General features: G+C 61.9%; 23 protein-coding genes. 12 read left to right on the forward strand and 11 right to left on the reverse strand.

Features of this window, described 5'->3' with window-relative positions:
* Positions 1 to 263 precede the first annotated feature (263 nt).
* Both BHD07_RS24555 and dmeF read left to right on the forward strand, forming a co-directional pair.
* Positions 264 to 536 (forward strand): metal/formaldehyde-sensitive transcriptional repressor, encoded by a 273-nt coding sequence (locus BHD07_RS24555; RefSeq protein WP_018095287.1) that lies wholly within the window; start codon positions 264 to 266, stop codon positions 534 to 536.
* Positions 533 to 1,489, forward strand: a complete 957-nt coding sequence (gene dmeF, locus BHD07_RS24560; RefSeq protein ID WP_338283504.1) for a CDF family Co(II)/Ni(II) efflux transporter DmeF — start codon at positions 533 to 535, stop codon at positions 1,487 to 1,489. The genes BHD07_RS24555 and dmeF overlap by 4 nt, the downstream gene beginning before the upstream one ends.
* 13 nt (positions 1,490 to 1,502) lie before the next feature.
* On the opposite strand, the gene BHD07_RS24565 is transcribed toward dmeF, so the two are convergent.
* Positions 1,503 to 2,102, reverse strand: coding sequence for a YdeI/OmpD-associated family protein (locus tag BHD07_RS24565; RefSeq protein ID WP_338283506.1), 600 nt, complete (start codon positions 2,100 to 2,102; stop codon positions 1,503 to 1,505).
* Positions 2,103 to 2,336: 234 nt separating this feature from the next.
* Between BHD07_RS24565 and BHD07_RS24570 the strand changes: the two genes are divergently transcribed.
* Positions 2,337 to 3,200, forward strand: a complete 864-nt coding sequence (locus tag BHD07_RS24570; protein WP_338283507.1) for an alpha/beta fold hydrolase — start codon at positions 2,337 to 2,339, stop codon at positions 3,198 to 3,200.
* Between the two features lie 123 nt (positions 3,201 to 3,323).
* Here the strand turns inward: BHD07_RS24570 and BHD07_RS24575 are convergent, their stop codons facing one another.
* Positions 3,324 to 3,524: a hypothetical protein gene (locus BHD07_RS24575; protein ID WP_018095283.1), complete on the reverse strand. Its 201-nt coding sequence runs from the start codon at positions 3,522 to 3,524 to the stop codon at positions 3,324 to 3,326.
* Between the two features lie 550 nt (positions 3,525 to 4,074).
* Here BHD07_RS24575 and BHD07_RS24580 point away from each other — a divergent pair.
* From BHD07_RS24580 to BHD07_RS24590, 3 genes are all read left to right on the forward strand, one after another.
* The gene (locus BHD07_RS24580) at positions 4,075 to 4,971 is read left to right on the forward strand and encodes a LysR substrate-binding domain-containing protein (protein WP_338283508.1); all 897 of its coding nucleotides are present in this window, start codon (positions 4,075 to 4,077) and stop codon (positions 4,969 to 4,971) included.
* A 97-nt stretch (positions 4,972 to 5,068) separates the two neighbouring features.
* Positions 5,069 to 5,398 carry an ArsR/SmtB family transcription factor gene (locus BHD07_RS24585; RefSeq protein WP_338283509.1) on the forward strand — a complete coding sequence of 110 codons (330 nt, stop codon included), beginning with the start codon at positions 5,069 to 5,071 and terminating at the stop codon, positions 5,396 to 5,398.
* 30 nt (positions 5,399 to 5,428) lie between these two features.
* Positions 5,429 to 5,899, forward strand: coding sequence for an SRPBCC family protein (locus tag BHD07_RS24590; RefSeq protein ID WP_275597752.1), 471 nt, complete (start codon positions 5,429 to 5,431; stop codon positions 5,897 to 5,899).
* A gap of 196 nt (positions 5,900 to 6,095) precedes the next feature.
* On the opposite strand, the gene BHD07_RS24595 is transcribed toward BHD07_RS24590, so the two are convergent.
* From BHD07_RS24595 to BHD07_RS24625, 7 genes are all read right to left on the reverse strand, one after another.
* Entirely contained in the window at positions 6,096 to 6,758 is a 663-nt protein-coding gene (locus BHD07_RS24595; RefSeq protein WP_338283510.1) for a phosphotransferase-like protein, read from the reverse strand.
* A gap of 61 nt (positions 6,759 to 6,819) precedes the next feature.
* Positions 6,820 to 8,871, reverse strand: coding sequence for an ASKHA domain-containing protein (locus tag BHD07_RS24600; RefSeq protein ID WP_338283511.1), 2,052 nt, complete (start codon positions 8,869 to 8,871; stop codon positions 6,820 to 6,822).
* Positions 8,872 to 8,890: 19 nt separating this feature from the next.
* Positions 8,891 to 9,229, reverse strand: coding sequence for a hypothetical protein (locus BHD07_RS24605; RefSeq protein WP_018095276.1), 339 nt, complete (start codon positions 9,227 to 9,229; stop codon positions 8,891 to 8,893).
* Positions 9,230 to 9,231: 2 nt separating this feature from the next.
* Positions 9,232 to 10,194, reverse strand: coding sequence for a methyltetrahydrofolate cobalamin methyltransferase (locus BHD07_RS24610; RefSeq protein WP_100673765.1), 963 nt, complete (start codon positions 10,192 to 10,194; stop codon positions 9,232 to 9,234).
* Between the two features lie 121 nt (positions 10,195 to 10,315).
* On the reverse strand, positions 10,316 to 11,407 hold the full coding sequence (locus tag BHD07_RS24615; RefSeq protein WP_018095274.1) for a methylenetetrahydrofolate reductase: 1,092 nt from the start codon (positions 11,405 to 11,407) through the stop codon (positions 10,316 to 10,318).
* Positions 11,404 to 11,991, reverse strand: a complete 588-nt coding sequence (locus BHD07_RS24620; RefSeq protein ID WP_275597755.1) for a methylenetetrahydrofolate reductase C-terminal domain-containing protein — start codon at positions 11,989 to 11,991, stop codon at positions 11,404 to 11,406. The genes BHD07_RS24615 and BHD07_RS24620 overlap by 4 nt, the downstream gene beginning before the upstream one ends.
* Positions 11,984 to 12,286, reverse strand: a complete 303-nt coding sequence (locus BHD07_RS24625; protein ID WP_003530676.1) for a virulence factor — start codon at positions 12,284 to 12,286, stop codon at positions 11,984 to 11,986. Before BHD07_RS24625 ends, BHD07_RS24620 begins: the two co-directional genes overlap by 8 nt.
* A gap of 305 nt (positions 12,287 to 12,591) precedes the next feature.
* On the opposite strand from BHD07_RS24625, the gene BHD07_RS24630 reads away from it, so the two are divergent.
* Positions 12,592 to 13,059: a BA14K family protein gene (locus BHD07_RS24630; RefSeq protein WP_275597756.1), complete on the forward strand. Its 468-nt coding sequence runs from the start codon at positions 12,592 to 12,594 to the stop codon at positions 13,057 to 13,059.
* Positions 13,060 to 13,366: 307 nt separating this feature from the next.
* On the opposite strand, the gene BHD07_RS24635 is transcribed toward BHD07_RS24630, so the two are convergent.
* On the reverse strand, positions 13,367 to 13,987 hold the full coding sequence (locus tag BHD07_RS24635) for a DUF1638 domain-containing protein (RefSeq protein WP_275597757.1): 621 nt from the start codon (positions 13,985 to 13,987) through the stop codon (positions 13,367 to 13,369).
* Between the two features lie 37 nt (positions 13,988 to 14,024).
* Here BHD07_RS24635 and BHD07_RS24640 point away from each other — a divergent pair, with 37 nt between their 5' ends.
* Positions 14,025 to 14,183: an entericidin A/B family lipoprotein gene (locus BHD07_RS24640; RefSeq protein WP_029956755.1), complete on the forward strand. Its 159-nt coding sequence runs from the start codon at positions 14,025 to 14,027 to the stop codon at positions 14,181 to 14,183.
* A 91-nt stretch (positions 14,184 to 14,274) separates the two neighbouring features.
* Here BHD07_RS24640 and BHD07_RS24645 read toward each other — a convergent pair whose 3' ends face one another.
* The gene (locus tag BHD07_RS24645) at positions 14,275 to 14,973 is read right to left on the reverse strand and encodes a corrinoid protein (protein WP_018095269.1); all 699 of its coding nucleotides are present in this window, start codon (positions 14,971 to 14,973) and stop codon (positions 14,275 to 14,277) included.
* 509 nt (positions 14,974 to 15,482) lie between these two features.
* Here BHD07_RS24645 and BHD07_RS24650 point away from each other — a divergent pair.
* From BHD07_RS24650 to BHD07_RS24665, 4 genes are all read left to right on the forward strand, one after another.
* Positions 15,483 to 17,057: a trimethylamine methyltransferase family protein gene (locus BHD07_RS24650; protein ID WP_018095268.1), complete on the forward strand. Its 1,575-nt coding sequence runs from the start codon at positions 15,483 to 15,485 to the stop codon at positions 17,055 to 17,057.
* A 107-nt stretch (positions 17,058 to 17,164) separates the two neighbouring features.
* The gene (locus tag BHD07_RS24655; RefSeq protein ID WP_338283513.1) at positions 17,165 to 17,869 is read left to right on the forward strand and encodes a ferredoxin; all 705 of its coding nucleotides are present in this window, start codon (positions 17,165 to 17,167) and stop codon (positions 17,867 to 17,869) included.
* Between the two features lie 73 nt (positions 17,870 to 17,942).
* Complete coding sequence (locus BHD07_RS24660; protein WP_338283514.1) at positions 17,943 to 18,695, forward strand: phosphodiester glycosidase family protein; 753 nt, start codon at positions 17,943 to 17,945, stop codon at positions 18,693 to 18,695.
* Positions 18,696 to 18,773: 78 nt separating this feature from the next.
* Positions 18,774 to 19,409: a helix-turn-helix transcriptional regulator gene (locus BHD07_RS24665; RefSeq protein WP_338283515.1), complete on the forward strand. Its 636-nt coding sequence runs from the start codon at positions 18,774 to 18,776 to the stop codon at positions 19,407 to 19,409.
* Positions 19,410 to 19,432 lie beyond the last annotated feature (23 nt).

Genomic DNA, 19,432 nt, shown 5'->3' on the forward strand with positions numbered 1-19,432 from the left:
CCGGATCGACGAGTATATGGAATGCGACAAGATCACGGACTGCGATGACGTAATCGAGCAAAAATGAGGCAAACTGAGCGAAAGCTGCGCAAGAGCGCCTGAGTTGCGACTTTGCCGCCAGCGACTTTTCATCTTCGCGGAGTTTGGATGTCGGTATCTGACAAGACGCATTGGAGAGCGCGCAGCTTCGTGGCCCGGCGTCAAGGCAACACAGCGACGGCGCGGCTTGCATGGGCGTCTGAAATAGGGTACCCCCCTATGCTATGTCCCACACGATCAGAGATCAGGAAAAGTTGCTCGCCCGTGTCCGCCGGCTAAAGGGGCAGATGGAAGCGGTAGAGCGTGCGCTCGAAGCTCGCCAGGCCTGCGGCGATATTCTCAACCTCGTCGCCTCCGTGCGCGGTGCAGTCAACGGGCTGACGATCGAACTGATCGAAGATCATATTCGCGGCCACGTCGCCGGCCACGAATCTCAAGGAGAGCGCGAAGAGGGCGCTGCCGAACTGATCGAAATCGTCAGGAGATACCTGAAATGAGCGAAACCCATTCACCGGCGCCCACTGGTCATGATCATGTATTCCTCGGCGACAATCACCAGCGCAACGAAAGGCGCACCTGGTCCGTCATCGCACTGACTGCGGGAATGATGGTCGCGGAGATCGCCGCCGGTACCTTTTACGGTTCCATGGCATTGGTCGCCGACGGCTGGCACATGTCGACACACGCCGCGGCCCTGCTCATCGCGGCGCTCGCCTATCTCTATGCCCGGCGTAACGCGCGCAACCCACGCTTTACCTTCGGTACGGGCAAGCTTGGCGATCTCGCCGGTTTCTCCAGCGCGATCGTACTTGCCTTGATCGCGCTGCTGATCAGCTGGGAAAGCCTCTTGCGGCTTGCCGATCCGGTGGCAATCAGTTTTCCGCAGGCCATTTCGGTGGCCGTGCTCGGACTTGCGGTCAATCTCGCCTGTGCCTGGCTGCTTCGGGAGGATCATTCACATCATCACCACCACCATGGTCATCATCACCATCACGAGCACCACCATAGCGTCTCGGCGCACGGGCGGGACAACAATCTGCGTGCCGCCTACCTGCATGTGCTGGCGGACGCGCTCACCTCGGTCCTCGCGATCGTCGCGCTTGCGGCCGGCAGCGTCTTTGGCTGGATATGGCTCGATCCGATGATGGGCATTGTCGGCGCGCTGGTGATTGCCCGCTGGTCATGGGGCCTGATACGAGACAGCGGCAGCGTGTTGCTCGATTACATTCCGCCGGGCGAGGACCTGCCCGACGAAATACGCGCGGCAATCGAGCGGGACGGGGATCGGATCACCGATCTGCACGTGTGGCAGCTTGGGCCCGGCCACCACGGTGCCATCGTTTCGCTGGTGACGAAGAATCCGCAAAGTCCGTCGAGCTACCGCCGCAAGCTCGAGCATATCCACGAGCTTTCGCACGTGACGGTCGAGGTCGAACCGCTGGCGGCCTGAGAGGCAGATCGATCTATCGCGCCTTGCGTCGTGGGTAAGGCGTCTCGCCGCGGGCAAGCATGCCGACATATTTTTCGATGCGCGCAGCCCGCGTCTCGGTCTTCTTCGCATCGTGAATGCGAAATAGGATTGCGTAGCGATTTTGGCTGTCGAGTTCGTCGAACAGCATCTTAGCCGCTGCGTTCTGCGCAAGCGCATGGTGAAGATCGTCGGGCACGGTCGCCTTGCTCGGCGGTGGCGCGGCGGCATCCCACCGGCCGTCGTTCTTGGCGCGTTCAACTTCGGCAAGGCCGCGCGGCATCATGCGCCCCTCGGCGATCAATTCGGTCGCCCGAGCGCAATTCACCTGCGACCATCGGCTGCGCGCACGGCGCGGCGTGTATTTGTTCAGGTAAAAGTCGCTGTCGGATCCAATACGCTGACCGTCGATCCAGCCGTAACAGAGCGCCACATCGAGCGCCTCCCTCGGCGTGATGGTCGCTATCCCGGACGCCTTCTTGGCGAATTTCACCCAAAGCCCCTTGCAATCAGGTCCTTGCTCCGCGATCCACGTTTCGAAGGTCGTTGCGTCCGCAAAATGGATCACCGGCAATTGGGCTTCACTTGCACTCATGAGGATTACCGATCTACTGGGGAACTCTCGACACGGACCGCTTTTACAAAAGCAAAAACATGCCACTGATGCCAGCCGCAAATATTACCAGGAGGCGAGGGGGCCGTCCGGGCAAAGGCAGTCACAGGTTGCGTAGCGCTGCAAAAATTGTGTTGCTCATGTCGGGGAGCGGGAGCCTCGCTCGTCTTATCATCGAAACCGGCACAGGCCGGTCCCAAACCGAGGAGAAGAACGATGTTCCGCACCGCCCTGATTACCGCGACGCTGCTCGTTGCGGGCGCCACGCTTGCCCGATCCGAACCGGCGGGCGATCGGGTCAAGGTCAACGGCATGGAAATGTATTACGAAGTCTCGGGCGAGGGCGACCCGCTCATCGTGCTGCATGGCGCCTACATGAACATCCCTTCGATGGGTGCCATTATCCCGAAGCTCGCCGAGACCCACAAGGTCTATGCGATCGAGTTTCAGGGCCACGGCCGCACCACGGATATCGACCGGCCGATCACCTATCCCAATCTTGCCGATGACGTCGCAGCCTTCATGGATGCCGTGAAGATCGAAAAGGCCGATGTCTTCGGCTACTCGATGGGTGCGGCTGCCGGTCTGCAGCTTGCCATTCGCCATCCGGAAAAAGTCAACAAGCTCGCCGCCGCCTCCGTGGCCTATGATGCCGAGGGCTGGCAGCCGGCGTTCAAGGCCTTCATTCCCCAGATGTCGGTCGAGATGTTCGTCAACATGCCGTTTGCCGAGGACTATCGCAAGCTCGCAGCCAATCCCGACGGCTTCCCCGAGCTCGTCAGGAAACTGATCGCGCTGGAGAAGGAGCCGATGGCATGGGAAGCGGACGTCAGGACATTGAAAACCCCGGTTTTGATCATCACCGGCGATGCGGACGTGGCGACGCTCGAACATTCGGTCGCTCTGTTCCGGCTGCTCGGCGGGGGCGTCATGGGCGACATGGGCAAACCACTGCCCGCCTCTCGACTTGCCGTCCTCCCGGCGACGTCGCACACCGCCGTCATCAGCCAGCCCGAGCTGCTTCATGCGTTCGTCGAACCTTTTCTGAAGGGCAAGACGCCGAAGGGATTCTTCGAGTAGGGAGCACTTGCTGGCGCCAAGTGCTTGGCGCTTTTCGAAACAAAAAGGGCATTCCGTTGCGGGAATGCCCTTATAGTCTGGTCTTGCGGTCAATGCCGGGAGGATGGCATCTGCAGTCTTTATTCATTGGTCCGTCTTATGCACTGCATCATCGACGGAGGGGAAGCCGATATCCTTCAACGTGTCATAGGAGAGGTTCTCCAGGACACGTTCGTTGCGGTGGCGCTTCCAGGCGGCCCAGGCACGTGCCCGCAGGTTGAAAAGTCCGGGCAGGGCTGCGAGACCCGGGCTCGATGCGGATGAAAAATGCTCGTTCATAGACATAGCTGGTTCCTTCTGAGTTCCTCAAAAGGTCGCGACCATGGACGTTATGGTGCAACGCGATTGATCATTCAAACGAATATGTTTGATGCGATTCATCAAACCCCGTGATTGATTTCGCCTGCTTTAGTCGTTCTATCGGATGCTCTGATCGGTTGCTGTTCCGCGGGTAACAGGTCGTTTCGGACCCTGGCTGGCAGTCTCGCCAATTGGCGGCGTGTTTCCACCCGATTCCTGACTAGATTGCCGGCACGGCGCCGTTCGGCAATCCGTTCGATAAGAGATCGGGCATGCCACAGCATCGCCAGAACGATGTCCCCGTCATCGATGGTTCGAGCCTGCCTGGGCGCCCGGCCGGTGGGCGCGGCACTCGGGCCCGGACTTTCGTGAGGGGCGCCATTATCGATCGCCAACATCAGAGCCGACATAGCCTTCTCCTTCTGGTTCAGGGCGTTTCCGTCCCTTGGAGGCTTGACTATCGCGCATGCGTGATGTTCAATCAAACGAAATGAAGTTAAGTTATCTTTCAGTTTTTCTGATCTAGGGTGCCGCCATGAACATGATGATGCGCCACGCGCTTCCGCTGCTCGAAATGGACGTGCTCAAGACTTTCGTCGCCATTGCCGAGACCGGAAACTTCACCACCGCCGCGGAGACGGTCTACCGCACGCCTTCAGCCGTTTCGATGCAGATCAAGAAGCTCGAGGAAACGCTCGGCTGCACGTTGTTCCTGCGCGACGCCCGCTCGGTGTCGCTGACGCCGAAGGGCGAACTCCTGCTCGGCTATGCCCGGCGGCTTCTATCGCTCAACAACGAGACGGTGTCCCGCTTCCTGTTGCCAGACATGAACGGGGTGGTGCGGGTCGGTGCGCCGGAGGACGTCGGCGAGCGAATTCTGCCTGATGTATTGAAGCGCTTTGCCGAGACGTATCCGAACGTCACCATCGACGTTTCGATCGGCATGAGCAACGCGATGCGCAAGCGGGTCGACGAGCATCGGCTGGACATCGCCGTGTTCAACAGCCTTTCCGAGGACTCTGCCAAAGGCGCAGAAATCCTGATGCAGGAGAAACTGGTCTGGGCAGGTGCGAAATGCGGGAACGCGCATCTGCGCGATCCTCTGCCGGTTTCCATGTGGGAGGACGGCTGCGTCTGGCGTGCCGATGCGGTCGAGAAGCTGTCGCGTGCGGGCCGCAAGTTCCGCGTCGCCTTTTTGAGCGCCTATACGACCGGACAGCGTGCGGCTGTTCTCGCCGGGCTCGCGATCGCGCCGCTGCCGCGGTATCTCGTCCAAGGCGAGATGGTCCAGCTCGGCGAGCGTGACGGCCTGCCGGATCTAGGTCACTACAACATCGGCCTCAAGGTCATCGAAGATGCGCCGGCGCCGGTTCTGGCGGTCGCGGAGCATGTTCGCGCTGCCTTCGCCGAGCTGCAGATGCAGGCGGCATAATTCCGCAGGCGGCGTCCCGGGACCGCCAAACGACTCGGGAAGCAAACGTCGCGCGATACCGGGGTGGACGATCATAAGTTTTGGCTTATAATAAGCTATGACTTATGATCAGGATAAAGCCTTTGCTGCGCTCGCCGATCCAACGCGCCGTGCCATCTTCGAGAAGGTGGCTGAGCGGCGGCAGTCGGTCGCCGAGATCGCCCGGGCGATGCCGGTTTCACAGCCGGCGATCTCACAGCATTTGAAGATACTGAAGGCGGCACATCTCGTGCGCGACGTGCCGTCGGGTGCGCGGCGAATCTATTCGGTCGATCCCAACGGGCTGGGGCCGCTCAGGAAATGGCTCGACCGATTCTGGGATGATCAACTCGCCGCATTCAAGCAGGCGGTCGAGGCGGCCGAGTGGTCTGAAAAAGCCGAAGAGTAACTCTGTCGCGATCTCACGGGAGGAGACCTCATGAACATGATCGAGCCGGCACCGGTCCGTAAGTCGGTTACGGTGCGTACATCGCCGCAGCAGGCGTTCGACATTTTCGTCAGCGGAATGGGGACGTGGTGGATCAAGGGCCACAGCCTCACGCAGTCCGGTCAAAAGACGGTTGTGGTAGAGGCCGTCGCGGGTGGCCGCTGGTACGAGATCGGCAACGCGGGAGAAGAATGCGAGTGGGGGCGTGTCATCGCGTGCGACCGACCGAACCGAATTCTCTTCGACTGGCAGCTCAACGCCGATTTCGACTACGATCCCGGCCTGCATACCGAAGTGGAGATCCTGTTCGAGCCAAACGGGGAAGGTGGCACGACCGTCATTCTCGAGCACCGCCATCTCGAAAATTACGGCGTGAAGGCCGAGGAAATGCGCGGTATTTTCAATTCGGAAAACGGCTGGGGCGGCCTGTTGGCGTCCTATGTGGAGATGGCAGCAGCTTGAGTTCACCGTTCCCGGTCATCATGCCATTAGAACCTATGGCTGGCTCTGCCGACCGATCGGCCCATAAAGCGTATATGGGGACTGCAATCAGCGCGGGAAGCGTTCTTCCTGCCCAAAGACTTGGTCGGCTGGATACTTGTGACAAGCACATTGACATCAAACAAGCCGCCGCGGATATCGCGACTCTCAACAGACTTTAATCCGGCTGCGAAATGCTGGCCATTCTGGCCAGCCGTTGGAATGCTGTCGGAGCCATGGGCTCTGCTTCGAGCCGTTTGCGGATGAGCGCGGCGCATTCGTCAGGCGTCATCATGGACGTGTCGACTGCGAGATCGTAGATACCGGGGCGATGCACCTCTCGCTGCCAGGCGAGCACCTGGCGCGGAACAGGCTCCGCCTCGCTGCCGGCGAGGTAACCGCCTTCGCGGCCGAGCTGGCCGCGATTGCGCCGCTCCATTATCGTCTCAACCGGACACCGCACCCCGACGAAGAGGACGGGAAGGCCGAGAAGCCGCCGAGCGCAGTCGGGGAGGATATGGCGTGGTTCGCCATAGGCCTCGTGATGCCCGACATCGACGACAACGTTCAGACCCAGCCGGCTATGCGCGGCAACGGACTCGTAGAGGGCTGCATAGAAGAGAGGTACGAGCGCTTCGATTCCAGGCAATTCACCGCCGGGCCGCAACCCGATCCCCGGCAGGTAGCGGCGAGGTATTACTCGCTCCATGTAAGTGTCGACGCCAAGGTTCATCCACGGACCGTCGAATGTCTCCTGGATCACCGCGGCTATGCTCGACTTGCCGGATCGCGGTGCCCCGTTGAGGATGACGATCCGTCCAGGATTGCAGCCGCTTTTCATCGGATCTCCTCGGCCGTCGACACAAGGTCCGGCTATTCGAAGCGGTGAGACGAGGCTGGGGCTACTCCCTGCTGCGTCGCCGTCTGCGACCGCCCCCTTCGCCACCGTCGTCAATCAGTGCCTTGCGCGCCGGCAGGGTAACCACTTCGGCGAGTTTCGGGAAGGCATCCACCTTGTTCGGCATCGCCATGGCGTTGACGAAATGCTCCTGAAACTTCGATTCAAGCGCCGTCTCTATCTTCTCGATTTTCCTCACTGTTTGCTCGATCTCGCGGCGGTGACCGCGATTGAGGAGCGCCATCAGCGCGCCTGTGCCGGCGGCATTGCCGACCGCCTTCACTTCGGTGAGGTCGCAATCGGGAATCAGTCCGAGCACCATGGCATATTTCGGATCGATGAAGGAGCCGAAGGCACCGGCAAACCGGATCGTGTCGACGTGATCGACACCTTGTTTCTCCATGAGCAGCTTGATGCCGGCATAGAGCGCGGACTTGGCGAGCTGGATCGCTCGGATATCGTTCTGCGTCACGGTGATGCGCTGTTCGCCTTCGTGGAGCAGATAGGAGAAGGTGCGGCCGTTCGGGATGATGCGCGGGCTCTTCGCGACCATTGCGCCGTCGACGACGCCGTCCTGCGAAATGATGCCGGTGAGGTACATCTCCGCGACGACTTCAATGATCGCCGAGCCACAGATCCCTGTGACACCGACTGCCGCAGCGGCCTCGGGGAAACCTTCTTCATTCGACCATTTGTCGACGCCGATCACCCGGAACCGCGGCTCCAGCGTCTCGGGATCGATGCGAACGCGCTCGATCGCTCCGGGTGCGGCTCGTTGGCCGGAGGAGATCTCGGCCCCCTCGAAGGCCGGTCCGGTCGGCGATGAGGCGGCCACGACGCGCTCCCTGTTGCCGAGCACGATCTCGGCATTGGTGCCGACATCGACGAGCAGCATCATCTTATCCTGACGATGCGGCCCTTCGGAAAGCGTCGCACCCGCGGCGTCCGCTCCGACATGGCCGGCGATGCACGGGAGCATATAGAGGCGCGCGCCGCGATTGACCTCTATGTCGATTTCGTGCGCCCAATATTGCAGGGCGCCGGAGACGGCCAGTGCGAATGGCGCCTGGCCGAGCTCCGTCGGGTCGATCCCGAGGAACAGGTGATGCATGATCGGATTGGCGACGACGACCATGTCGAGAATGTCGCGGCGGTCGACCTCGCCCTCGGCGCAGACCTTGCCGATCAGGCCGTTCAACGCTTCGCGTACCGCTTTGGTCATCGCCTCGCGGCCATCCGGATTCATCATCACATAGGAGACGCGGCTCATCAGATCCTCACCGAAGCGGATCTGCGGATTCGATGTGCCGGAGGAGGCCACGATGCGTCCGGAGAGCAGCGATACGAGATGCATCGCAATCGTCGTCGAGCCAATGTCGCAGGCGACGCCATAGGCCTCGTTCTTCAGCCCCGGCCAGAGAGCGACAATGAAGGGACGCGAGGAGTCCATGTCGCGATGGATCGCCGCAGTCACCGCCCAATTGCCCTTGCGCAATATGCCTTGTACCTGGGGGATCAGGTGGGGGGCGATCAGAAGGTCCTTCCAACCCCAGTCTTTTTCCAGGACGACCTTTAACCGATCGAGATCGCCGAGCGGCTTATGCATGTCCGGTTCGTCGATCTCGACATAGCACAGTTGCACCGCCGCATTGCGCTCGATCACGCGGTCGGTTGCGGCCTTGCGCACCACCTGTGCGTTGATGACGGTGTCCTGCGGCACGTCGATGACGAGATCGCCGAGAATCTGGGCCGAACAGGACAGCCGCCGCCCGTCAGGCAATTCGCGCACGCTCGCGTAACGCTGCTCCTTGGGACCAATCGGCGAGATATGGTCGTTGGATGAAACGATCTTGTGCTTGGCGAAATTACCTTCCTGGACGGAAACCTGGCAACGTCCGCAGGTGGCGCGGCCGCCACAGACGCTTTCGACATAGACCCCAAGTGAACGTGCGGCGTCGAGGATCGGCGTACCGACGGGGAAACGGCCACGTTTGCCCGAGGGCATGAAGAGCACCAGCGGATCGTTCTTTTCGTCCTTCGAGGGCACGTTCAACATTTTCTGTCTCGCCAGCAGTTTATTTCGCGAGCCGGCGGGCGTTTGCCCGCACGCGCTTGGCATAGGGCCGAACTGCGGCCGCCGCTATCCGGTTGTGCGCGGCGGCAGAGCCCGGCTTTCCGGCGGCCAGTGCCGCGGCCGCACCCATCCCTTCCTTCACCAGGGCGACATTCGCGGCGACGACGCTTTCGGCGACAGCCGCCATCTTTTCGGTCACCATCCGGCTTGCCTCGACATAGTCGGTTGCCGAGCCGGTGATAGCGGCTACGGCCATCGCCTGCGTACGCGCGGCAATGACCATGGGTGCCTGAAACCAGAGTGCCGCCAGGTCGCTTGCGAAGGAGTGGTGCCTGGCCATTTTTACTCCGCCCGTGCGACGCCGGCGCGCGCCGCGCGTCCGCCGCGCCGCCCGCCGGCACCCGCCGGTGCGGCCGCAGCAGCGACGGCCTGGCCGCCTTCGGCCGGCTTGTGGTCGCGATAGGTCATGATCCAGTTTGTGCAGTTCGGGTCGGTGCCGTTAAGCACGTTTGCGGCTCGAACCGCCTCCATCTCCTGCGGACGGCAGGGGTTCATGATGGCCGAGGTCATGCCGGCGCCGATCACCATGGGGATGAAGCCGGCATTGATGCCGTGGCGATGCGGCAGGCCGAAGGAGATGTTGGAGAGGCCGCAGGTGGTGTTGACCTTGAGCTCTTCGCGAAGGCGGCGAAGCAGCGCGAAAACCTGCTGGCCCGCAGATCCCAGTGCGCCGATCGGCATGACCAGCGGATCGACGACGATATCGTGCGGCTTGATGCCGTAATCGGCGGCGCGCTCGACGATCTTCTTGGCGACCGCGAAGCGGACGTCCGGGTCCATTGAAATGCCGGTCTCGTCATTGGAGATCGCCACCACCGGAACGTCGTATTTCTTGCAGAGCGGCAGGATCGCTTCGAGCTTCTCTTCCTCGCCGGTCACCGAGTTGACGAGCGGGCGGCCCTTTGCGACGCGCAGGCCGGCTTCGATGGCGGCAGTAACCGAACTGTCGATCGACAGCGGCACGTCGACGAGGCCCTGAACGATCTCCAGAGTCTTGACCAGGAGCGGCGGCTCGGTCTCGTTCGGGTCGACGGCCGTCACGCCTGCATTGACGTCGAGCATCGTCGCGCCGGCGGCAACCTGCTCCAGCGCATCCTTGATCACTGTGTCGAAGTTGCCCTCGATCATCTCGGCGGCGAGCTTCTTACGGCCGGTCGGATTGATGCGTTCGCCGATGACGCAGAAGGGCTGGTCGAAGCCGATGATGATCTCGCGGGTGGCGGAGGCGACGATGGTGCGGGTCATATGAGATCCTCTGAACCTTGAGCGTTGGCCTATGTAATAGGGCCGTTCTGTGTTTGTAAGGCGCTGGACGAGCAGGAGCGCCGGTTATCCTCTGCTAAAGCCGCCGACTCACGGCTTTGTCTCAATGCGGGTGGTGCGCAGCGGCCTCGGCCATCTGCTGCTGATTTTCTTCTTTGCCTTCGCGGATATGTTCCAGCCGCTCCGCAACCAGCGCATCGGTCGGCGCGGCTTCGCGAGTCCAGGGTTTGCGGCCCCTCAGGACACCTGATTCATGGACGATTTCGGCAACATACTCTTCCTGGCGGTAGGCCATGACGTGGACGCCGGAAACGCCCTCGATCTCCTTCACCTCGTTCATGATGTCGATGCAGAGCTGCTTGCCTTCCTTTTTCTGGTCCTGGGCGCCCTCGAGCCGCTTGATGATGCTGTCCGGAATGTGGATGCCCGGAACATTGGAGCGGATCCAGCGGGCAGTCTTGGCGGATGCCATCGGCCCGACGCCCACCAGGATGTAGCACTTCTCGTGAAGACCGAGATCGCGCACCTTCTTCATGTATTCGCGAAACATCGGAACATCGAAGCAATACTGGCTCTGCACGAACTGTGCGCCGGCCTCGATCTTCTTGGCGAGGCGATAGGGGCGGAAATCATAGGGCGGAGCGAAGGGGTTGATCGCCGCTCCGAGGAATACCTGAGGCGGCGTCGTCAGCTTGCGGCCCGAAAGAAACTTTGAATTGTCGCGCATGATGCGCACCGTCTCGAGCAGGGACATGCAGTCGAGATCGAAAACCGGCTTGGCCCCGGGCTGGTCGCCCGCCTGCACGCCGTCGCCGGTGAGGCACATGATGTTCTGGACACCCATGGCCGAGGCGCCGAGCACGTCACCCTGAATCGCAATGCGGTTCTTGTCGCGGCAGGCGATCTGCATGATCGGCGCATAGCCCATGCGCGTCAGGAGCGCGCAGATGCCGACGGATGACATGTGGCAGTTGGCGCCTGAAGCGTCGACCGCATTGATGCCGTCCACCCATCCGTCGAAGACTGCCGCTCGCTCGTAGACGTCCTGGGGATCGGCGCTGTCCGGCGGATTGAGTTCGGCGGTCACTGCGAACTCGCCGCGGCGCAGCACGCGCTCCAACCGCCCGCGCGAGGAATGGCCGGGCAGGGGATCGAGCGGTGCGCCGGGATCGTGGGGATTGATGTCCGGACTCATTGCTGCGGACCTTCCTTGTTAGCCGCCTCGCGGGCGGCCGCGGCCTCGGCCGTTACCCGCAACCAGGAAGAGGTTTCGCGCAGCGACTGGTTGACCGGTTTCTGCACGTTCATGATTGCATCACCCTTCACCATGTTCTGCGAGCCCTTCCACGCCTGCACCCAGACGCAGGGCATGTCGGGTTCGACTTCGCAATTGCCGTTTGCGCGTACGCCGCCGCAGGGGCCGTTCCTCAGCTGTTTCGGACAGTTCATGGGGCACGACATACCGGTTGAGGACAACGCGCACTGGCCGCACATGCGACAGTCGAACAGGAAGCCCTTGACGTGACGCTCGACGAAGGTGACAGGCCTTTCAACCCGGTTGTAGCCGATTGCGTTCCAAAGCGGATGGAGAAGCAGGAACATGTCGGCGAAACGGTTGTAGAACCACTCGAGGAAACGCGAATTGCGCACGGCCCAGAGACGTACCGTGTATTTGTGGCGCGAGCGGCGGCTGGGCGACACACCCTGGGGCGTATAGGCGCCCGTCGCCGCCTTCCTGGCGGACTGGGCGTTGCCGGTCACGACCTTGGGGTCAGGCATTGTCCCGGCCTCCGGCCTTGACGAGTGCGACGAGGCGCTCCCGGTCATAGGCGGCTTCCAATTCCGCGGCCGCCCTGTCGGCTTCCGCCTCGAGGTCGTCGGATACCGGAACGGGATCGGCCTTGCGCCATTCGGCGAGGTAGTCGTCGGTCTCGGCGGCTCCGGTGCGCATGGCGCACATGTCGATCGCCTCGGTGAAACGCAGCGAGAGCTCGCGTTTGGCGGTCTTGCGGCCCTGCTTGATGATGACTTGCGCGGGGATATCGCGCCAGTAGACGATAATGCGGTCTGCCATCGGATTCCTGTTCTCCTATAGGGGCGACAATGCGCATGTCCACGCGCCGTGGCTCACCTTGCCACGACGTCCGATATGTCCAAAAACGACGCTGCACGATCGCGCATGCGAACCTTGCGTTCGCGGAGCGCGCCGCTTGTGCCGGCGCGGCGAAATGCCTGCCTTATCAGCGGCGACAAAGGACCGGGAATAGGCGTGCACCGGCCTTCGGATGGTCCTTAAGAATATCATGAATTTTGCATTCACTGCGTGTTCACCTGGCCGGCGGCAAAAGCTCTCACCTATTCGAACAGATAGGTGTGGAGATGAAGAAGATTGGGATACTGTTCCTCGCGGCTGTGACGGCTTTCACCGCCTATGCGCCTGCGCAAGCTATGCCCTTCCCAACCGTTCCGGTGTCGCAGGCGAGCGACGTGCAGACGGTCGACCACCGCGGCTGGCATGGTCACCGACATCGCCCGCGGCACGGCTGGCGCCGGCACGGCCATCGTCACGGCTGGTATAACGGGCATCGCGGCTACAGCTATCGCCGCCACGGCTACCGCCGGCACAGCGACGGCTGGTGGTATCCTCTGGGAGCCTTCGGTGCCGGCATGATCATTGGCGGCGCCATCGCCCAGCCGCGTTACGCAGAGCCACGCTATGCGGCGCCGGGACTGCCTTCCAGCCACGTCAACTGGTGCTATGACCGCTACCGCTCGTACCGCGCTGCGGACAATTCCTATCAGCCCTATGGTGGCCCAAGACAGCAGTGCTATTCGCCGTATTACTGATGTGTCGCGAGGCCGTCCGTCGGTAACGGGCGGCCTTAAAAGCGCGTCGCGCCGAAGTGTGGCTCAGTAACCCGAACTGCCGCCTCCCGAACTGCCCATGCTGCTGCCGCCGGAACTGCTTCCGGCAGGGTTCATCGTGTTTCGGCTGGATTGATTTGTCATGCACCCGGCGAGTGTCAAAAGGGCAATCGCGGCTGCGAGTATCGTCGATCTGCGGGCCATTGTCTCTCTCCCATCGTGAATTGGATAGGACATGTGACGGCGCCCAACTATTCCCTCGGGCGGCACAAACGCCGACTCAGAGGGATCAAATCTCGATCAGCGATGTCGTGAGATCGCCATAGCCGGTATAGCGGTACTCATATTCGAGCCCGAGAATATCGGCGGCGCGACGCGCCTTTTCCTGCAACACCGCGTCCTCCTGCTGGGAGAGATAGACGAGCTTGCGGTAGTGGCCGAAATACATGTCGCGCAGTTCCGGGTGCCGGTCGAGGCCGAGCGGCTCGATGACGAAGGCTTCGAACTGCCGGGCAAGGAAATCCGTCAGGAAGAAGGCTGTGATGTCATCGTCCCAGCGGGCTGCGAAATCCGTGTTTCCGGCAAAGAACGAGTAGCAATGCGGCCCCGGGATGCGCGTCACCCCTTCCTCTTCGCAGAGGCGGTCGATAAGCCCGCCGGTGCCGCAATCGGCATAGGCGATGAAGATGCGCTCGAAACCGTTGGCGCGCGCCCGGGTGATAGCCTCACGCAGGCCCGGAGTGATCTTTTCCGGCGTGTTGTGCCAGATGGCCGGCAGACAGTTGAGCTCGATGTGGTCGAGCCCGTTGGCCGCGCAGACGGCAAGAATTTCGCGCGCGATCGCGCCGCAACCAATGACATGAACTTTCTTCGGTTGTGCACGTTCTCTTGCCGACGTTGCGTTTTCCATCTTTATTCCGCCTTGCATCAACAAAGGAATCACGGTCATGACGACAAAATCCATCGCGACCATCGGAGCCGTTTTGATAGCGCTGGCAACCCTGAGTTCCTGCGCAAACACGATCCGCGGCGTAGGACAGGATACTGCAAACGCAGTAAACGCGACACAGGGAGCCGGCCATCGGGTCGCCAAGGCCGCCAACTGACGGCCTGAGCGCAAGATCGACGTTCTTTCCGAAAACAAAAAAGCCGGCTGCTCGTTCACACGGGCAGCCGGCTTTTTCATGTCGGATCGTCTCAGCCGGCTGCGAGCTGATTGTGCTTGCGCTTCATGTAGTCCTTGGCCGTCTCGACGGCGACGGCGGCATCGCGGCAATAGGCATCGGCCCCGACGGCCTTGCCAAATTCCTCGTTGAGCGGTGCACCGCCGACGAGGACGATGTATTCGTCGCGCAATCCCTTTTCTTTCATCGTGTCGATGACGACCTTCATATAGGGCATGGTCGTCGTGAGCAGGGCAGACATGCCGAGGATGTCCGGCTTCTCACGCTCGAGCGCTTCGAGGTAGTTCTCGACCGGATTGTTGATGCCTAGGTCGACGACGTCGAAGCCGGCGCCTTCCATCATCATGCCGACGAGGTTCTTGCCGATGTCGTGGATGTCGCCCTTGACCGTGCCGATCACCATCTTGCCGAGCTTCGGGGCACCGGTTTCAACAAGCAACGGGCGCAGGATGAACATGCCGGCCTTCATCGCATTGGCCGAAAGGAGCACTTCCGGGACGAAGAGAATGCCGTCGCGGAAATCGATGCCGACGATGCGCATGCCTTCGACCAGAGCCTGGGTCAGGACGTCGTAAGGCGTCCAGCCACGCTTGAGGAGGATGCGCGTCCCTTCCTCGATTTCCTCCTTGAGACCGTCATAGAGGTCGTCATGCATCTGCTGCACGAGTTCCTCGTCGGAAAGGTCCTCGAGAATGATTTCATCGTCTGCCATAGTTGGGTTCCTCGGTTCCTGGCACAGTCATTTCGCACGGGTGGCACGAGAGAGGGCGCAATCCGGACGCGTCGCCCAATCCTTAGCGGGCTATACCTAAAAATCTCTTGTTGAAAGCGACGTCGCATGTGATGAAAAACGACGGCGCCCGGCGTAAATGCTCCCACGCGACGGCGGCGGCATTATTCCGCGGTTCGGAATCTGCCGCCTGCAAAATTATACAGCACTTCAAGGCGTTAGAGTGGCGCTTGCGCGGTGCCGATCTGAAGCAGCCGAAAGACGACTGCAATGGCAGCGACCGCAGACCGAGTGTCTAAGATGCGCCAGCCGTTGGCGCATTAAGACCCGTACCGGTCCGGCGCCTTGGTAGCATTAGGTCAAATCGACTACCGGATGCATATGCCCGCCGCTGGATCAGCCTCGCGAAAGGGGTATGCACCCACCCATCAAAGTGTTGCGGCGTTCATCGCGCATGATGCGCGGGGCACCGCGGGAAGAGGAATGAGCGAATGAGCGACGTTACAGAACAAGGTGCGGCCGAAGGCGGCGGACGCCGCGCGCGTGGCGAGGGGCGGGGAGCGGCAGCGCGTCGCGCTTCCCGCACCGGCGGTGGCCCGGGACCGTCTCTGCCCTATATCCAGCGCAGGATTCGCGAATACGAAGTTCTTGACGAGGAAGGGCTGCAGCTCATCGAACGCAACGCCGAGGTCGTTCTCGAAGAGATCGGCATCGAGTTTCGCGATGATGCCGAAGCGCTCGATCTGTGGAAGGCCGCTGGTGCCGACGTGCGCGGTCAACGCGTGCATTTCCCGAAGGGACTTTGCCGCGAGCTCTTGAAGACGGCGCCGAAGGATTTTACCTGGCACGCGCGCAACCCGGAGCGCAGCGCTCAGATCGGCGGCAAGGCGACCGTCTTCGCGCCGGTTTACGGTCCGCCCTTCGTGCGCGATCTCGACGGCAACCGCCGCTATGCGACGATCGAGGATTTCCGCAACTTCGTGAAGCTCGCCTATATGGCGCCGTCGATGCACTCTTCGGGCGGCACGGTATGCGAACCGGTCGACATCGCCGTGAACAAGCGCCACCTCGATATGGTCTATAGCCATATCCGCTATTCCGACAAACCCTTCATGGGATCGGTCACCGCGCCCGAGCGCGCCGAAGACACGGTCGCAATGGCGAAGATCCTTTTCGGCGACGATTTCGTCGAGAACAATGCGGTGACGTTGAACCTCATCAACGCGAACTCGCCGATGGTCTTCGACGAGACGATGCTCGGTGCCGCGAAGGTCTATGCCCGCCATAACCAGGCTTGCGTCGTTTCGCCCTTCATCCTGTCGGGCGCGATGAGTCCGGTCACGGTCGCCGGCACACTGACGCAGATCCTCGCCGAAGTGCTCGCAGGTGCGGCCTTTACCCAGCTCATCCGCAAGGGCGCGCCGGTGCTGTTCGGCACCTTCGCCGCATCGATTTCGATGCAGTCGGGCGCGCCGACCTTCGGCACGCCGGAGCCGTCGCTCGTCTCCTACGGCGCTGCTCAGCTGGCTCGCCGCCTCGGCCTGCCGTTCCGTACCGGCGGCTCGCTCTGCGGCTCGAAGGTTCCGGATGCGCAGGCCGCACATGAATCGGCAAATACGCTGAACATGACGCTGCTTGCCGGCACCAACTTCGTGCTGCACGCAGCCGGCTGGCTCGAGGGCGGTCTCGTCTCGTCCTACGAGAAGTTCATGATCGACCAGGATCAGCTCGGCATGATGCAGAAGATGGCCGAGGGCGTGGACCTTTCCGAAGACGCGCAGGCGCTCGACGCCATCCGCGAAGTCGGCCCCGGCAGCCACTATCTCGGCTGTGCACACACGCAGGCGAACTTCCAGAGCGCCTTTTATCGCTCGCCGCTCGCCGACAACAACTCCTTCGAGCAGTGGGAGATCGAGGGCGAGAAGCGGATCGAACAGCGCGCCAACGCGCTCGCCCGCTCGTGGCTCGAAAACTATGAGGCGCCCTATCTCGACCCGGCAATCGACGAGGCGCTGAAGGAATTCATCGCCAAGCGGAAGGACTCGATGCCCGACGCCTTCACCTGAAAGGCTCCCGAGCGAGCCAGGGAGCAAGGCGGCGCGGCGCAGGTGGCCGATATGATACAGAAAGAGGTCTGGCGCCCGCATTATGAAACTCAAGGGCCGAAACCGAAATGACGGCTCCTTACGCATCGGAAAGCGATGTGCTTGAAACCATCCGTGCGGCGCTTGCGCCGCACGGTCTTTTTTTGCGCGGAACCGTGAACTTCGCACCGGGCGAGGGGGCGCCGACGCTCGAAGGAGGCAAGTCCGCGGCGAGCGTGGTGCTGATCGGCAATGTCGGCGGCTCGGTCTGGGAGTCCTTCAGTCGGTGGCGCGAAGGCGAACCGGACGGCGGCGGTGCGGAGCCGCTCGACAAGTGGTCGAAGCAGGTCATCCGCCCGGCGGCTGCGGCAGCAGGCGCCTCGGCGTATTTTCCATCCGATCCCCCTTGGCAGCCCTTCCAGCAATGGGCAATGCGTGCCGAGGGGCTGAAGCCGTCGCCGCTCGGCATCCTCATTCATCCGCGCTACGGCCTATGGCACGGCTATCGCGGCGCGCTGGGCTTCGATCGAGCCATGCCGGTGACGGGCGAGCCGGCGGGTGGCCACCCCTGCGAACGCTGTGTTGGACGGCCCTGCCTTTCTGGCTGCCCGGCGGACGCCTTGGCAGGCGCTACGTTCGATATGGGGCGCTGTCGCGCGCATCTGAGAACCGGAGAAGGGGTGACCGGCTGCCTTGCTCACGGCTGTCTGTCCCGCGATGCCTGTCCGGTGGGGTGCGACTATCGCTATCCGGCGGGGCAATTGCGTTTCCATATGGCGGCGATCGAGCTTTAATCAGCGCGCGCCCGCATAAATCCGCTGCAATCCATGCGATGCTACGTCGTATGATTCCCTCCGGGTCTGTTCGATGCCGCTGTTTACAAGAGCCTTCATCGCCGGCGCCGCCCTTCTATCCGCCGGTCTCGCTGCACCCGCATTCGGTGCCTGTCGCGATGTTCTCCATCTCGGCGAAACCTACCTCGCCTGCAGCTTCGACCCGTCGACGAGCGACATAAGGCTCTACAACAAGGATCAGATGGGCATGCCGTTCAGGTCCTTCAGGGCGCTGTCGCTCGAACTTCGTCGTCGCGAACAGTATCTCGTCTTCGCGATGAACGGCGGCATGTACCACGAGGACCTCGCTCCGGTCGGGCTGCATGTGGAGGAGGGTGCGGAGCTGGCGCCGCTCAATAGAAATCCGGGTTGGGGCAACTTTCACATGCTGCCGAACGGCGTCTTTTATGTCGGCGATGGCATGGCCGGGGTCATGGCGGCGGAGGCCTATCGCCTTGCCGGCATCGAGCCGCGTTTCGCGACGCAATCCGGTCCGATGCTCGTCATCGATGGTGCGCTGCATCCCCGTTTCCTGCCGGATAGCGACAGCCTCAAGACCCGCAATGGCGTCGGGGTGACGAACAGCGGGGAGGTGGTCTTCGCCGTGTCGAAACGGCCGGTGCGCTTTCACGATTTCGCGACCTTGTTTCGCGACGCGCTCGATTGCCCCAATGCGCTCTTTCTCGACGGAACGATCTCGAGCCTTTATGCGCCGGAGATCAATCGGCACGACCGGCTGTTTCCGCTCGGCCCGATCATCGCTGTCGTCGCGACGTTTCCGCGCTGACTTCTCGATCCGTCGATCCGTGATGATGTATAATAAGTCTAATGTTGACAAAACGTATAAATCGTTTCAGATGCATGCATGAATATGGATCCGGGCATTCCCACCTGTCTTGCTGTGCACGCGCCCTCGGCCGCGGCGATAAGCGCGTTGCTTTACCCGCATGCGGAGGTCGTTCTGCACGATCTGTCCACCGGCAAGATTGCGGCTCTCTGGAACGCCTTTTCCGGTCGCACCGCGGCGACCGACTCCCTCATCGAGGATGGCCTCGACGGCATGGCTGAGGGCGCCTGCGTGCTCGGCCCTTATGAGAAGACGGGCGCGGACGGACGGCGGCTGAAATCGGTCTCGGCGGTGCTTCGCAACAATGAGGGACATGCCGTCGGGCTGCTCTGCATCAATCTCGATGTCTCACGAATCGACGACGCCGTGAGGCTGCTCGCGGCCTTTGCCGGCACGCCGGAACCACGGCCGCCGGCATTGTTTTCGCGCGACTGGCGCGAGGAGATCAATGCAGCGCTGCACGCTTGGCTGAAGGTGAGAGGCCTTGCGCTTTCCGCCTTGAAGCGCCCGGATCGCGTGGCACTGGTTGCGGCACTCGAAGAGCAGGGGCTCTTCAAGACCCGCAATGCGGTCGACCATCTGGCGAGCCTGATCGGCACCTCGCGCGCATCCATCTACAACTACCTTTCGGCCGCGCGCGAAGGCGCCGCCTGAATCAGCAGCGAGCCTCGCGTTCA

The organism is Sinorhizobium sp. KGO-5 (assembly GCF_036245905.1).
Lineage (GTDB): Bacteria > Pseudomonadota > Alphaproteobacteria > Rhizobiales > Rhizobiaceae > Sinorhizobium > Sinorhizobium meliloti_A.